At 45.9% G+C, this 15,099-nt stretch carries 19 protein-coding genes; all 19 read left to right on the forward strand.

The genetic code is table 11. The features are described from left to right. Window position 1 precedes the first annotated feature (1 nt). Complete coding sequence (locus T525_RS0109405; RefSeq protein WP_027406996.1) at window positions 2–490, forward strand: Mini-ribonuclease 3; 489 nt, start codon at window positions 2–4, stop codon at window positions 488–490. Between the two features lie 33 nt (window positions 491–523). Continuing rightward, the gene (gene thyX / locus T525_RS0109410) at window positions 524–1,213 is read left to right on the forward strand and encodes an FAD-dependent thymidylate synthase (RefSeq protein WP_037325580.1); all 690 of its coding nucleotides are present in this window, start codon (window positions 524–526) and stop codon (window positions 1,211–1,213) included. Between the two features lie 85 nt (window positions 1,214–1,298). Next, window positions 1,299–2,090: a 23S rRNA (guanosine(2251)-2'-O)-methyltransferase RlmB gene (gene rlmB, locus T525_RS0109415; RefSeq protein ID WP_051533532.1), complete on the forward strand. Its 792-nt coding sequence runs from the start codon at window positions 1,299–1,301 to the stop codon at window positions 2,088–2,090. A 2-nt stretch (window positions 2,091–2,092) separates the two neighbouring features. Then, window positions 2,093–2,626, forward strand: coding sequence for an NYN domain-containing protein (locus tag T525_RS0109420; protein WP_027406999.1), 534 nt, complete (start codon window positions 2,093–2,095; stop codon window positions 2,624–2,626). 141 nt (window positions 2,627–2,767) lie between these two features. After that, window positions 2,768–3,514 carry an RNA polymerase sporulation sigma factor SigH gene (gene sigH, locus T525_RS0109425; protein WP_027407000.1) on the forward strand — a complete coding sequence of 249 codons (747 nt, stop codon included), beginning with the start codon at window positions 2,768–2,770 and terminating at the stop codon, window positions 3,512–3,514. Between the two features lie 215 nt (window positions 3,515–3,729). Further along, window positions 3,730–4,083, forward strand: a complete 354-nt coding sequence (locus T525_RS0109430) for an NADH-quinone oxidoreductase subunit A (RefSeq protein ID WP_027397252.1) — start codon at window positions 3,730–3,732, stop codon at window positions 4,081–4,083. After that, the gene (locus T525_RS14895) at window positions 4,074–4,646 is read left to right on the forward strand and encodes an NADH-quinone oxidoreductase subunit B (protein ID WP_051533530.1); all 573 of its coding nucleotides are present in this window, start codon (window positions 4,074–4,076) and stop codon (window positions 4,644–4,646) included. Before T525_RS0109430 ends, T525_RS14895 begins: the two co-directional genes overlap by 10 nt. Window position 4,647: 1 nt before the next feature. After that, complete coding sequence (locus T525_RS0109440; protein WP_027407001.1) at window positions 4,648–5,148, forward strand: NADH-quinone oxidoreductase subunit C; 501 nt, start codon at window positions 4,648–4,650, stop codon at window positions 5,146–5,148. Next, window positions 5,121–6,218: an NADH-quinone oxidoreductase subunit D gene (locus T525_RS0109445; RefSeq protein WP_027407002.1), complete on the forward strand. Its 1,098-nt coding sequence runs from the start codon at window positions 5,121–5,123 to the stop codon at window positions 6,216–6,218. The genes T525_RS0109440 and T525_RS0109445 overlap by 28 nt, the downstream gene beginning before the upstream one ends. A 21-nt stretch (window positions 6,219–6,239) precedes the next feature. Then, entirely contained in the window at window positions 6,240–7,277 is a 1,038-nt protein-coding gene (gene nuoH / locus T525_RS0109450; RefSeq protein WP_027407003.1) for an NADH-quinone oxidoreductase subunit NuoH, read from the forward strand. Between the two features lie 14 nt (window positions 7,278–7,291). Beyond that, window positions 7,292–7,699 (forward strand): NADH-quinone oxidoreductase subunit I, encoded by a 408-nt coding sequence (locus tag T525_RS0109455; RefSeq protein ID WP_027407004.1) that lies wholly within the window; start codon window positions 7,292–7,294, stop codon window positions 7,697–7,699. After that, window positions 7,689–8,195, forward strand: a complete 507-nt coding sequence (locus T525_RS0109460; protein ID WP_232219212.1) for an NADH-quinone oxidoreductase subunit J — start codon at window positions 7,689–7,691, stop codon at window positions 8,193–8,195. Before T525_RS0109455 ends, T525_RS0109460 begins: the two co-directional genes overlap by 11 nt. Continuing rightward, entirely contained in the window at window positions 8,192–8,503 is a 312-nt protein-coding gene (nuoK, locus tag T525_RS0109465; RefSeq protein ID WP_027407006.1) for an NADH-quinone oxidoreductase subunit NuoK, read from the forward strand. Before T525_RS0109460 ends, nuoK begins: the two co-directional genes overlap by 4 nt. Before the next feature lie 13 nt (window positions 8,504–8,516). Beyond that, on the forward strand, window positions 8,517–10,415 hold the full coding sequence (nuoL, locus tag T525_RS0109470; RefSeq protein ID WP_027407007.1) for an NADH-quinone oxidoreductase subunit L: 1,899 nt from the start codon (window positions 8,517–8,519) through the stop codon (window positions 10,413–10,415). After that, the gene (locus tag T525_RS0109475) at window positions 10,415–11,950 is read left to right on the forward strand and encodes a NuoM family protein (RefSeq protein WP_027407008.1); all 1,536 of its coding nucleotides are present in this window, start codon (window positions 10,415–10,417) and stop codon (window positions 11,948–11,950) included. The genes nuoL and T525_RS0109475 overlap by 1 nt, the downstream gene beginning before the upstream one ends. After that, window positions 11,950–13,398 (forward strand): NADH-quinone oxidoreductase subunit N, encoded by a 1,449-nt coding sequence (locus T525_RS0109480; RefSeq protein ID WP_027407009.1) that lies wholly within the window; start codon window positions 11,950–11,952, stop codon window positions 13,396–13,398. Before T525_RS0109475 ends, T525_RS0109480 begins: the two co-directional genes overlap by 1 nt. 261 nt (window positions 13,399–13,659) lie before the next feature. Further along, window positions 13,660–13,923: a late competence development ComFB family protein gene (locus T525_RS0109490; protein ID WP_027407011.1), complete on the forward strand. Its 264-nt coding sequence runs from the start codon at window positions 13,660–13,662 to the stop codon at window positions 13,921–13,923. Window positions 13,924–13,987: 64 nt separating this feature from the next. After that, window positions 13,988–14,746 (forward strand): Fic family protein, encoded by a 759-nt coding sequence (locus tag T525_RS0109495; RefSeq protein ID WP_027407012.1) that lies wholly within the window; start codon window positions 13,988–13,990, stop codon window positions 14,744–14,746. A 102-nt stretch (window positions 14,747–14,848) separates the two neighbouring features. After that, on the forward strand, window positions 14,849–15,099 hold a 251-nt coding region (locus tag T525_RS0109500), incomplete at its 3' end, for a helix-turn-helix domain-containing protein (RefSeq protein WP_027407013.1).

Here is a 15,099-nt window from a genome sequence, read left to right on the forward strand (position 1 = left end):
TATGACATTTGAACATTTAAAGAAGCTTGTTGATATGATGTTCGTGGATGATGGCAATGGTGGCGTGCAGCAGAGATATGAGTCTGTGGATCCCAAGAGCCTTAATCCTTTGGTGCTGGCATATATAGGTGACGCCTATTTTCACCTGTTCGTAAGGGGAAGAATACTATCCTATGAGCAGAGCAAGGTCCAGGTGTTGCATCAGTTCAGTGCCCAAATGGTATCTGCTGTGTGGCAGGACAAGGCATATCGTGGCATAGAATCCATGCTGACAGAGGAAGAAATGGCTGTCTACAAGCGTGGCCGCAATGCCAAGAGTCATGCCCCGAGAAGTGCCAGTGTGGCCCAGTATCATTCCAGCACGGGCTTTGAGGCCTTGCTGGGGTACTTGTACCTTATGGAAAAAAGCGAACGCCTTTATGAACTTGCGGAGGAATCCTTTAAGATTATTTCACGGGCCATGATGGATGAAATATCAAACAAGAAGTAATTTTTGTGTACATATTATATTGGAGATAAAACTATGATAAAGGTAAAATTATTGGAGCACACCCCTGATCCTGAACGTGTTGTGGCTATGTCAGCAAGACTTTGTTATTCTGCCTCCGGTGCTGAGGAGCTTTCCGAGCGTATGACTGATGAGCAGGTTCAGAAGCTGCTGGCCAAGATTATTAAAATGGGCCATGCCTCCACCATGGAGCACGTGTCCTTTACCTTCGGTATTGAGGGGGTATCCCGTGTACTGACCCATCAGCTGGTGCGCCATCGCCTGGCATCATACAGCCAGCAGTCCCAGCGTTATGTGGCGGAGCATGATTTTGAATACATTCTGCCACCAAGTATTGAGGAAAAGCCGGAGGCCAAAGAGCGTTTCCAGACCCTTATGGATGATATTCAGAAGGCGTATAATGAGCTGGCTGACATGGGGATTCCCAAGGAAGATGCCAGATATGTGCTGGCAAATGCCACAGAGACCAAGATTGTAGTAACCATGAATGCCCGTTCTTTGATGCATTTCTTTAATCTGCGCTGCTGCAACCGTGCCCAGTGGGAAATCCGTGAGCTGGCATATAAGATGCTGGAGCAGGCAAAGAAGGCGGCACCGCTGTTGTTTAAAAACGCCGGAGCCTCTTGTGTTGCCACCGGACATTGCCCTGAGGGTGCCATGACCTGTGGTAAATTTGCTGAAATGATAAAGATGAGAGAAGACTGACATGGACTATAAAAGAAAGCCGGAAAACAAGTCTGATAAGAGGGCGGCGGCCTTAAAGGAGCATAAAGGCAGCAAGCTTGAATATATGGCCAAGAAGAAAAAGGCAAGAAATGATGCACCTCTGGATGCGGTTGAATTGCCGGATGATATGGTGGCCGGACGTAATGCTGTTATGGAGGCTTTAAAGGGCAGCCGCAGCGTAAACAAAATTATGGTGGCCAATGGCAGCAATGAGGGCTCTATCAAGGAAATTCTCGCTGTAGCCAAGGAAAAGGGCGTCAATATTATGTACATGGAGCGCAGCAAAATAGACTCCATGGCACGTGGAATCCGCCATCAGGGGGTGCTGGCCCAGGTGGCACCGGTTCAGTATGTGGAACTGGAGGATATATTGCAGATTGCCCGGGATAAGAATGAGCCACCGTTTATTTTGCTTTTGGATGAGCTGGAGGATCCGCATAATCTGGGAGCCCTTCTTCGTACTGCTGATGCAGCCGGGGTTCATGGCGTACTGATTCCAAAACGGCGCAGTGTGCCATTGTCCGCCACGGTGGCCAAAACATCCGCGGGAGCAGTGGAATATGTTCCAGTGGCCCGTATCGGCAATATGGTACAGACCATTCGCCGCTTAAAGGATGAGGGCTTGTGGGTGGCAGCCGCAGATATGGATGGCACTGACTATTATGAGGCCGATATGACCGGCCCGTTGCTGTTGATTGTGGGCAGCGAAGGCCATGGGGTTGGCCGTCTTGTGAAGGAACAGTGCGACTTTGTGGTGCGTATTCCAATGGTGGGAAAGATTAATTCCCTCAATGCATCTGTGGCAGGATCAATTCTCATGTATGAGGCCATGAAGCAGAGAATCCAAAGGGGCTAAATATAATGAAGAAAAAGCCAAGAGAATATTATATTATTGATGGCTATAATGTAATCAATTCCTGGCCGGAGCTTATGAAGCTGAGGAATAATCTGGCTGAGGCCAGGGACACACTCATTCGCCTTTTATCAGAATACGGAGCTTATGAGCGCTATGAGATGATAGTGGTTTTTGATGCCCTCTTCACTGATTCCGAAGAGCATGTGGAAAAGATACATGACCATTTTATGGTAGTTTATACTGGCAAAGGGGAAACTGCCGACAGCTATATTGAGCGCAACGCCTATGATTATGTGCGTATGGGCAAGGAGGTTCATGTGGTAACCTCCGATGGGGCAGAACAGTCAGTAATACTTGGGGCAGGAGCCTATCGCCATCCTTCCAAGGAATTTCATCTTATAATGAAGCGGGCCAAGAAGGAACTACGGCAAAACTATCTGAATAAGCCTGTTTTTCCTGTTTCCCGCAATGAAGTCAGCAGCCATCTTGATGCTGAAACCTTGGCCAAATTGGATGCTCTTCGTAAAATGAAATAGCCAGAATAAATAGTAATTATTGTTAGGTTATTGAAATAGTTGTTACTCTTGATTATTTTTTTACAGGGCTGTATAATCGTATTGTAGGCTGTATATAGAAGATATGAAACAGTCTGACAATTTTTGGGAGGCAGGGGCTTAATGGAAAACAGCTTGTTGACCTGGGATGAATCCTTTGATGATTACATTGATCTTCCCGATGAAGATGTAATAGTAAAAATTCAGGATAATCAGGATGGCGTTGCCATGGATTACCTTATTAATAAGTACAGAAATTTTGTCAGGGCCAAGGCGCGTTCTTACTTCCTTATTGGCGCTGACAGGGAGGATATTATCCAGGAAGGTATGATTGGCCTGTACAAAGCCATCAGGGATTTCCGGAATGATAAGCTGTCTTCGTTTAGGGCTTTTGCGGAGCTGTGTGTTACCCGGCAGATTATTACTGCCATTAAGACAGCTACACGTCAGAAGCACATACCACTTAACTCCTATATTTCATTAAACAAACCTATTTATGATGAGGACTCTGATCGCACCTTGATGGATGTATTATCCGGTGCAAAGGTGACTGATCCCGAGGAACTGGTTATCAGCCGGGAAGAGTTTATCGATATTGAGGCCAAGATGGAGGACATCCTCTCTGATTTGGAGTGGTGTGTTCTTATGGCATATCTTGATGGAAAGTCATATCAGGAGATAGCATTGGATCTGGACCGCCATGTAAAGTCCATAGACAATGCTTTGCAGCGCGTAAAACGCAAGCTGGAACGCTACATGGAAATGAACGGCAACGAAGTGGATATTGGAACTATATACAAAGGACTTACTACAATTAAGCGTAAGGGCCGCATTTTCTCTGAGATTAAAAAAGGAGAAGGGGTGCAATGATGCACCTCTTTTTTAGTAGCTATAAATATTTTTTATCTTATTATTTAAAGGGGGATAAATATGATGCATAAAGGGCTTTATAGCGGGCCTTTCGGTTGACAAGTTTACAATCAGTATATTATACTCTTTATTAATGGCGTTTATTGTAACATAAATGTAATCTGCACAAGATACATTTATTCAAAAACGTATAAAGGGGTTAAGGAGGGGTTTTTATGGATGGTTATGCAACACTGGGAATTTTTTTCATCATGGCTTTGGGCTTTCCTATTGCACCTATTATTATTGCCAATATTATTCAGCCTAAACAGCCAACCAATGAAAAAGATATTCCCTATGAATGTGGTGTAAACACCATCGGAAAGAACAACGTGCAGTTTCATATAGGCTATTTTATGTACGCACTTGTCTTTCTGCTGTTTGATGTTGAGACAGTATTCCTTTATCCATGGGCTGTAAAATACAGCCAGCTGGGCCTTTTTGCACTGGTGGAAATGCTGGTGTTTGTGGGGATATTAACAATAGGTCTCTGGTATGCGTGGAAGAAGGGGGCGCTCTCATGGAAATAGTAGATATCGTGCCACCTGAGCTGAAAAATAATGTTATTGTTACCAGCGTGGATGCACTTTTTAAATGGGGTAAATCCAACTCCATTTGGCCGTTGTCATCTGGTCTGGCCTGCTGCTCCATTGAAATGATGTGTGCTGCTGCTTCCAGATTTGACTTGGCTCGTTTTGGTTACGAGGTATTTCGTTCTTGTCCTCGCCAGTCTGACCTTCTTATCGTTGCAGGAACCTTAACATGGAAGATGACACCACCGCTTATTCGTCTCTACGAGGAGATGCCTGAGCCAAAGTATGTTATTGCCATGGGCAACTGTAATATAGGTGGCGGACCTTTCGCAGATTCCTATTCTGTAGTTACGGGGCTGGATAAAATTATGCCGGTGGATGTATATCTGCCTGGTTGTCCTCCAAGGCCAGAGGCTCTTATTGATGCTATGCTTAAGCTGAAAAAGCTGATTCGTCATCCTGAGCTGGGCCGCGATGCCGCGGATGCCAAGGCTCTCAGCAGAGCCAATCTGGAGCTGATGACCCGTCCTGTATGCAATGTGGAAGAAAGGGCGGAATAGTATGGGAACTTATTTTGAATTAGATAAGCTGGACCTTTTGAAGGACCAGTTTGATACAGCTGAGTATGATGCAGAGCAGGCTGAGCCAGCTCTGTATATTGGTAAGGAACAGCTCTTGGACCTGATGCGGGTGTTAAGGGAGACTCCTACCTACTCCTTCGACCGTATGGGCATGCTGACAGCGGTGGATTACAAGGAATATATTGAAATGGTATACAGTCTGTACTCCCGCCGCTATGACAAGTGGGTTACGGTAAAGGTGAAGCTTGATAGGGACAATCCTGAAGTGGAATCCATGACCCAGATTTGGGAAGGCACCAATTTTGAGGAGCGGGAAACCTATGACCTTATGGGGGTTAAATTCCTGCACCATCCGGATCTTCGCCGCATTTTGATGCCGGATAACTACGAGGCACATCCTCTCAGAAAGGATTTTGTACCTCTGGAGCCTAGAATCGAAGGAGGGGTGCTGACATGGCACAAACAGAGAAGTATGTCTTAAACATGGGACCTCAGCATCCAAGTACCCATGGTGTACTTCAGGTCCAGGTGGAGCTTGACGGTGAGAATATCGTTGGGGCAAAGCCTGTAATGGGCTACCTTCATCGTGGTATTGAGAAGCTGATGGAATCCCGCACTTATGTGCAGTGTGTACCATTTACTGACAGACTGGATTATGTGTCTGCCATGAACAATAATCTTGGTTTCTGCATGGCTGTGGAAAAGCTGGCGGGAATTGAGGTGCCGGAACGGGCAGAATATATCAGGGTAATCTGTGCTGAGCTGAACAGAATTGCCAGCCATCATGTATTTATCGGTTCACTGACCAATGATCTTGGCTCTGCCACGGGTATGATTTATGCATTCCGTGACAGAGAAAAGATTCTGGATTTATTTAATATTATATGTGGTGCCCGTATGACTGCCCATTATATCCGTATCGGCGGTGTGGCAGCGGATGCCCAGGATGAATTTTTACGTGATACCCAGAAGTTTATCGACTATGTGCCGGAAATGCTGGATGAGTATAATAAGCTGTTCAGCGGCAATGAGATTTTCCAGGCCCGTATGAAAAAGACTTCCATTATAACCAAGGAAATGGCCCTGAAGTTCGGAATGTCCGGTCCAAATATTAGAGCCAGCGGCGTGGATTACGATATCCGTAAGATTGATAAGTATGGCGCCTATGGCAAATTTGATTTCGAAGTGCCTTTGGGTAAGCGTGGCGATAACTGGGACCGTTATATGATCCGCATGAAGGAAATCGCTGAGAGTGCAAAGATTATTCAGCAGGCACTGGATAATATGCCGGAGGGACCTTATATGGCCAAGGTACCAAAGGTTCTGCGCCCACCTAAGGGAGATGCATATCATCGCGTGGAGAATACACGCGGTGAGCTTGGCTTCTATATTGTAAGTGATGGCTCCACCAAGCCGTACCGGGTTCACATTCGTCGTCCATCCTTCGTAAATCTTCAGGCCCTGGACACAATGTGCAAGGGAATGCTGCTGGCTGATGCCGTTACAGCATTCGCTACCATTGACCCGCTCATGGGCGAGGTAGATTGTTAATACAGATTGGCAGGTGGAAATATGCATAGCGGAATTCTTTACTCTTTGGGACAGTCCCTCAGAGAAATTCTGACGTCATTAATAGGCGTTCCTATTTTAGTAGATCTTCTTATGACGATAATATGCGCTACGATTCTCCTTTTGATCATGGCTACCTCAGCCCTGGTATTTACCCTTGGAGAAAGAAAAATCTGCGCATTTATCCAGGTCCGTATCGGGCCAAACCGGGTAGGTCCCGGCGGTTTGCTTCAGTCTGTAGCAGATATGCTTAAGCTGATGGACAAGGAGGACATTGTTCCCCGTGGCATTGATAAGTGGCTTTGGGTATTGTCCCCAATCCTTTTGCTGGTGCCATCCGCATTGATTTATGCCTTCTTCCCGTTTGACGATGGTGTAATATTGGCAGATGTTAATGTGGGTCTGTTCCTGCTTATTGCCATTACCTCCCAGACAGTTCTGCCATTCCTTATGGGTGGATATGCTTCCAACAGCAAGTATTCACTGATCGGTGGTATGCGTACTGTGGCCCAGATGCTGGGCTATGAGGTGCCTATGGTATTTGCCCTTATGGGTATTGTAATGATTACCGGTTCTTTGAAAATGAGCGCTATTGTGGAGGCTCAGAGCGATGTGTGGTTTATCGTGCTGCAGCCGTTGGCATTCCTCATTTATATTATTACTGCTCTCGTGGAGAGCAACCGTCCTCCGTTCAACATTGTAGAGGGTGAGTCTGAGATTATTGCAGGTCCGTTTACTGAGTATACTGGCATGCGCTGGGCACTGTTTTTCCTGGCAGAATTCTCAAATCTCATGTGCATTGGTATTTTAACCACAACCTTGTTCCTGGGAGGCTGGCACGGGCCTGATTTCCTGCCGGGATTCTGTTGGTTCTGGATTAAGACCTTTTTGTGCGTACTGTTTTATCAGTGGGTGGGCTGGACCTTCCCCCGCGCCAGAGTGGACAGCATGCTGTCCTTTGGCTGGAAGGTGCTGCTGCCAATCGCTCTCATTAACGTATTGCTGACCGGTGTTGGTATCTACGTTTACAATGTAATGTGATAGGAGGCTTCATTATGTGGGGCAAAGGACTTATTACAGGAATGAAGGTTACCTGGGGCCACTGGTTTGGCAAGAAGGAAACCGTTTATTATCCTGAAGAAAAGCTGCCAATGACTGAACGCTTCCGCGGTGGTCATCTGGCATTCGATGAAGAAAAATGCATCGGCTGCAAGCTGTGTGCCATAGGGTGTCCAAATGCGGCACTGGATCTTACGGTATCCGTTGACGAAAACAAAAAGCGTCACATGGAATCCTATGTTCATCAGATTGGCCGTTGTATGTATTGTGATTTGTGCATTGAGGCATGTCCTACCAAGGCAATAACCTGGGATAAGAACTATGAGTTTGCTTCTTATTTCAAGGAAGACATGACCTATGATGCATTGGTGGAGGCACGGAACAGGAGGGGTAATGATGAATGAAATGATTAGTACCCTGGTGTTCTATGTACTGGCCATGGTTATTCTGGGCACAGCAATGGGAGTGGTAATGAGCCGGAATCTGGTTCACAGTGCTCTCCTTATGACAGCCTGCTTTATCGGAGTCGGCATGCTGTTCTTTTATCTTGATGCTGACTTCCTTGGAGCCATGGAATTTATGCTTTACTCCGGCGGCGTAGCAATTCTGGTGGTAATGGGTGTCATGCTTACAAAGCGTCATGACGGGCCTCCGGGCAATCCGTTTAATAACAATACCATTCTGGCATTAGGCGGAGCAGGATTGTTTATCCTCGTAATGATAGGAGTAGTGATTTCCACCCCGGTTCCTGCCGGTGGTTACGTTTCTCCTGATACAGTCAACGAGCTGGCGGATATGATGCTGAACACGTATATCCTGCCATTTGAAATTGCAGCAACCCTGTTGCTGGCTGCCCTTGTGGGAGCAATTATCTTGGCGAAGGGAGATGGCGAAGCATGAGTGTAGGATTGGGTCATTGCCTGCTTTTGGCGGCAATGTTATTTGCCATCGGCCTTTACGGAGCATTGGCAAAACGTAATATAATAGCAATTCTCATGGGTATTGAGCTTATGCTTAATGCCGTAAATATTAATTTTGTTGCCTTCAACCGTTTCACTCCCGTTTCTGACCTGACCGGTCAGCTGATGACAGTTTTTGCCATTACTGTGGGTGTGGCTGAGGTGGCAATTGGTGTGGCACTGGCTTATCGTATCTACAATGACAGATTAACTATCAATGTGGATGAGCTGGATAATATGAAGGGATAAGGGGGAGTTTAAGATGTTTTATGATTTTGCACTTGAACATGCCTGGCTGATTCCTTTGTTACCGGCAATGGCCTTTGTCGTTATTGGCATGATAACCCGTTCCTACGGAAAGCTTTCAGCAGCAATTGCTGTTTGTATGAGCTTTATAAGCTTTTTGCTTTCCTCCGGGGTTACATATGCTTTGGTAAATTATGGAATCAGTGTTGAGCAGCCCTTTGTGCAGCAGTTAAACTGGATGCACATTGGCGGCGTCAACATTTCCATGGGTGTTCTTATTGATCCTTTGACAGCCATGATGCTTATGGTGGTTTCCACAGTATCATTGCTGGTACAGATATATTCTGTGGGATATATGAAGGGGGATAAGGGCTATGGACGGTTCTTCGCCTTCCTTTCACTATTTGCCGCTTCCATGCTGGGACTGGTATTGGCAGTAAACTTCCTTCAGATGTATGTATTCTGGGAGCTGGTTGGTCTTTGCTCCTATCTGTTAATTGGCTTCTATTATTACAAGGTTTCTGCAAGGGAAGCTGCCAAGAAGGCATTTATGACCACCCGTGTGGGTGACTTTGGTTTGCTCCTTGGTATTCTCCTGTTGCAGATTAATTTTGGCACCCTTGATTTCATGGAGCTTAGGGAAATTATTCCGGCCTACATTTCTATGGCAGGCACTGGGATGATGACCATCATTGCATTGCTGGTATTTGTTGGTCCTATCGGAAAATCAGGTCAGTTCCCGCTTCATGTGTGGCTGCCAGATGCCATGGAGGGCCCTACTCCTGTATCTGCACTGATTCATGCAGCAACAATGGTTGTTGCCGGTGTATATCTGGTAGGACGTGCCTTCTTCATGTTCACGGAGTTGCCTTGCGTTATGAATGTTATCGCCTGGGTGGGCGGCTTTACAGCCTTCTTTGCTGCCAGCATTGCCTTTACCCAGACAGCCATCAAACGCATTTTGGCGTATTCCACCATCAGTCAGCTAGGTTACATGATGCTGGCCCTGGGTGTTGGCTCTCTTACCGCATCCTTCTTCCACTTAATGACCCATGCATTCTTTAAGGCATTGTTGTTCCTCTGTGCCGGCGCTGTAATGCACGCTATGGCAGACGAGGCAAATATCTTCAAGATGGGCGGCCTCAGAAAGAAGATGCCGATAACCTTTGCCACCATGACCATTGGTGTGTTGGCAATTGCCGGTATCCCGCCTTTCGCAGGCTTCTTCTCCAAGGATGAAATTCTCCTGGCTGCAGCACAGGTGAGCACACCTCTTTATGTGCTGGCTACATTGACAGCTTTTATGACAGCCTTCTATATGGCCCGTCTGCTCTTTGTAACCTTCTGTGCTGATCCCGCCGACGAGGAATCCTATGAGCATGCCCATGAACCTTCTAAGTTTATGCTGTTCCCATTGATTGTTCTGGCTGCCCTGGCAGTTGTCAGTGGCCTTTGGGGGCATCTGGAGGGCTTTGGCCAGTGGGTACGCTTCGGCCATCCTCATGAAGCCGGAATTGATATGACTATTGCCGTTTCTTCTACAATTCTTTCCTTCATTGCTTTCGGTATCGCCTGGAACATTTACGTGGCCAAGCGCTGGAGTTCTGATACTATTGCGGAGAAAACGGGTATTCTTTACAAGTTAAGTTACAACAAATTTTATATTGACGAAATCTACGAAGCCCTTATCAAGGTATTTGTGGATGGCGTTGCCAAGGTATTCTACTGGATCGACATTTACATCGTTGATGGTGTTGTCAACGGTCTGGCTCATCTGGTGGGAGGCATCAGCTGGATTTTAAGCAAGGCGCAAAACGGACAGGCCCAGCATTATTCCGGAGTCTTCATCTGTGGCGTGGTAATCCTTGTGGCTTATAGCCTCTACTATTTGGCAGTTCTGGGAGGTGCATTGTAATGACTAGCTTTCCTTTGTTATCAGCAGTCCTGCTGGCACCTATCTGCGCTGCTGTAATTCTGTGCTTTGTCTCTCCAAAGGCGGCACAGTCCGTAAGAGTTATAGCTGCTTCTGCCATGACTGTGGCACTGGCTCTTACCCTGTATGCTTTCTTCAACTATGATATGACAGCAGGGGGCATGCAGTTTACTGAAAGTATTCCCTGGATAAAGGATTTGGGAGTTCATTACGCATTGGGTGTGGATGGTATTTCCCTTCCGATGCTGTTGCTCACCGATCTTATTGGTTTGGCGGCAGTATACAGCTCCTGGAATATTACCAACCGCCCGAAGGAGTTCTACATTCTGCTGATGATTCTCATTGCAGGTGTTACAGGAACCTTTATCGCAACTGACCTTTTCATATTCCTTCTTTGCTATGAGGTAGTGGTTATTCCTATCTACATCATGGTAATCATTTGGGGCTCCACAAAGAGAGTTTCCAAGGAATATGCCGGCATGAAGCTCACTATCTATCTTCTGATGGGATCTGCCTTTATGCTGGTGGGCGTAGTTGCCCTTTATCTTGCGGTGGGTGATGTGGTTGGCTTCAGAACCTTTGATATGCAGGCATTGGCTGTGGCAGGGCAGAACGGACTCCTCAGTGAGGAATTCCAGATTTTTGCCTTTCTGTTGCTACTCCTGGGCTTTGGTTCACTCCTTTCCATGTTCCCGTTCCACAGCTGGTCTCCGGATGGTTATGCCGGTGCACCAACTGCGGTTTCAATGATTCATGCCGGCGTACTTAAGAAAATTGGTGGTTATGGTCTTATCCGCCTTGGACTTTTGGTGCTGCCATTGGGGGCCAGATTCTGGGCACCTCTTATTGCAGGCCTTGCCATCATCAACGTAATGTACGCCGCCTATATAGCACTTGCCCAAAAGGATTTAAAGTATGTAATCGGTTATTCCTCTGTATCACATATGGGTTATGTTCTCCTTGGCTTTGCCTGCCTCAATGTGGTATCGGTGAGCGGTGCTGTTGCCAACATGGTGGCTCATGGTGTAATGAGCGCCCTGTTCTTCTCCATGATTGGTTTTGTGTATGAAAAGACTCATTTGAGAAGCGTTACCGAGCTTCGGGGGCTGGCTCATCAGATGCCTCGTGTAGCCACTGGCTTTATGCTGGCTGGTATGGCATCTTTGGGACTCCCGGGTCTCATTGGCTTCATTCCTGAGTTTACTATTTTCGTTGGTTCCTTCAGTGTATATCCTGTTTTTGCCATTCTGGCAATTTCCGGTATTATCTTCACTGCCCTTTACACATTGCGTGTATTGGCAAAGGTGCTGTTTGGACCAAGGGATTCCAAGTTTGACAGATATAAGGATGCCAGAGGCGTTGAGATGATGCCGCTGGTAATTCTGGGTATCGCACTGGTTGGTTTTGGTATATTCCCACAGGCTCTCATGGGAATGGTTGGCTCCGGCACGGAGCAGCTTATGCCATTGCTTGACCGCATTGCGGAGGTACCTGGGTTCATAGGAGGGATCAGATAATGAATTTTGAAGCTATTAGTACAGAAATTTTCATTTTGGTCCTGAGCCTTTTCGCTATTGTTATGGACCTGGTATTACCAAAGAATGAGTCCCGCAAGAGCATTGGTGGGGTCCTGGTATTTGCTCTTACTGGATGGGTTCTCTACATGTTCTCAATGTACGTGCCGGAGGCTGCTGTGGCCGATGGTTCGGCAACTGCCAGATATTTCATGGACATGATGTATATAGTGGATAACTATTCCCTGTTCTTCAAGCAGCTCTTTATGGTTGCCACTGTATTTACATTGCTGTTTTCCATGGATTATATGCAGACGGTGCTTCGTTATAAGGGTGAGTTTTATGCTTTACTGATGACTGCACTTTTAGGTATGTGCGTATTGGCTTCTGCCAATGACTTCCTGACTGCATTCATTGGTCTGGAGCTTATGACCATTTCCTTCTACATTCTGGTTGGTGCCAGGATTTCTTCCGTGAACTCCTCTGAGGCCGCTGTAAAGTACCTGGTTGTGGGCTCTGTATCTACGGCTATTATGCTTTATGGTATCAGCCTGGTATATGGTTCCACTGGTACGGTTCAGTTCTACGAAATGTTCCGCAACCAGCATCTCTTTACCGCTGCTGGTCTTGCAGGGGCTACAATGATAATGATTGGCTTCTTCTTCAAGCTGTCAGTTATTCCGTTCCATATGTGGGCTCCTGATGTTTATCAGGGGGCGCCAACCCCGATTACAGCCATGCTGGCCATGGGCTCCAAGGCTGCGGGCATTGCAGTGCTTATGCGTGTGCTCTATGTGGCCTTCCCGTTGATTGGCTTCTATTGGCTGCCAATACTGGCGGTGCTGTCTGCAGTATGTATGATTGGCGGTAACGTTATGGCTATCCGCCAAAATGACGTGAAGCGCATGCTGGCGTATTCCTCCATTGCCCAGGCGGGCTACATGATGGTGGGTATGGTGTCTGCGGATTATCCTGGCATGAAGGCTGTTATGTTCTATGGCATGCTGTATGTATTCGCCAATGTGGGTGCCTTTACGGCCCTTTCAGTAGTTGAGCAGCAGCGGGGCGGCTCAGATTATAAGTCATTGGCTGGCCTCGCCAAGTCAGCCCCTGTTCTGGCGGCAGTAATGACCATTTCTCTGTTGTCTATGGCTGGTATTCCGCCAACAGCAGGCTTTGCGGGCAAGTTGTATCTCTTTACTGCTGTAGTAAATCAGGGGTATCTGTGGCTGGCCTTTGTGGGCTTCATTATGTCCATGATTTCCGTTTACTACTATTTGCAGGTGGCCAAGGCCATGTACCTAAATGAGGGGGATGGCAAGGAGCTTCATATCAGCGGTGCAGTTCGTGCTGCTGCAGTATTAAGCGTTATTGCCACCATTCTCTTTGGTGTATGGCCGGAGAAGCTGGCTGAGCTAACAAATTTGGCTGCATATACATTCCTGCAGTGAGGAAATTAATTGCATAAAAAAGGGGTCTGTGACGGGACATGTGTCTTGTCATAGGCCCTATTTTTATTTTGTTGTTAGTGCTATTTTCTATAAACTTTTTTGGTATATCTATGTATACAGTATATTTAACAATAAATATTAATAATGCCTTGCCTGACTATTGGTATGATGTTAAAATTGTGGCTAGTGGAGATTTGCTAATAACTTGGTTTTTTAGTCTTAGCCAAGGGATGGCTAGCGGAATCAGGGAGGATTAATGGGATGGTATTAAAGAATTACATGGAGGACTGCGTGCTGGATAAGTTGAATGAGCTTATTCCCCAGTATCCGGGACGTTGTTTTTGTGAAAATTGCATGATAGATATAGCAAATTTGGCGCTGAATCACCTGCCGCCTAAATATGTATCCACCGAAAAGGGGCAGGTTTTTGCCCGGGTGGAGTGTTTCAGCCGCCAAAGTGAGGTAGAAATCGTCAAACAAATTGCCGCAGCTATTGAAAAGGTGGAAACACATCCAAGACACTAATTATTCAATTGTATTCTAATACTGTAAATAATTTATGGTATAATGTCTCGAAGGTGATTAGTCTATGAGTTATGAAAAAGCATTAGAATATTGGAAATCACAGGATGTGCAGACTGGGGCAAAAATAGAGGCTGTGTTAAATGGCCAGATTATAAATTTTGCTTATCATTCTGGAAAGATAGAAAATCCCAGTATTACTTTTAATGATACACGGGAAATTTTTGAAAATGACAGCGTTTCCTCATATACGGGAGATTTAAGGACGTTATTTGAGATTCGCAATGCAAAGGATGCCATGTATCTGATGCTGGAGCATTTTGATAAACGGACTCCTTTGAGTGAGCAGCTGATAAAAGAGTTTCAATTTGAGCTTACAAAAAATACCTATGACAGCCGCAGATATAAAATTGGAGAGCGGCCAGGTGAGTATAAAAAGCACGATTATATTGTGGGCAGAGAAGAAGTGGGGGCCTCTGCTGCTGATACAGAAGCTGAAATGCAGGAATTGGTGGATGACATTAATTCAAATGAATTGGCTTCCTCCAATGTACTGAAGGCAGCAGCCTATTTTCATTGCAAGATGGAAAATATACACCCCTTTTCTGATGGCAACGGCAGAACCGGCCGCCTGCTGGTGAATTACCTCTTGATGCTATACAACCACCCACCAATGGTTATCCATAACGAGGATAAAAACGAGTATTACCAGGCCCTGCAGGATTGGGACGAAAATCTTTCCATTAAGAAGATGGTGGACTTCTTCAAGGGCCAGATCGTAAAGACATGGCATAAAAGGCTGGAGAAGTTTTATAAAGATAGATAATAGAATATATAACAGTTTGAGAGAGCACTCTTTCCTAAATGATATGCTCCCCCTATAAGAGACAGTGAAAAACAAAAACTGTCATTATAGGGGGATTTTTCTATGCCACATAAAAAGAAAGCGACTACTGAAGAAATAATTAGAGTCATTCATGCATACTTATCTGAAGAAATTGAATTAAAAGATGCTGCCCAGCAACTTCAAGTTCATACTTCCACGATACGTAGATGGATAAGACATTATAAGGCCGAAGGGATCCAATTTTTTATGCCTCACGAACATAATCGTGTGTACTCAGCAGAGCTAAAGATGAAGGCTGTTCTTAGTTATTTAAACGGTGAAGGCGGCTATAT

Source organism: Anaerovibrio sp. RM50 (assembly GCF_000622005.1).
Taxonomy (GTDB): domain Bacteria; phylum Bacillota; class Negativicutes; order Selenomonadales; family Selenomonadaceae; genus Anaerovibrio.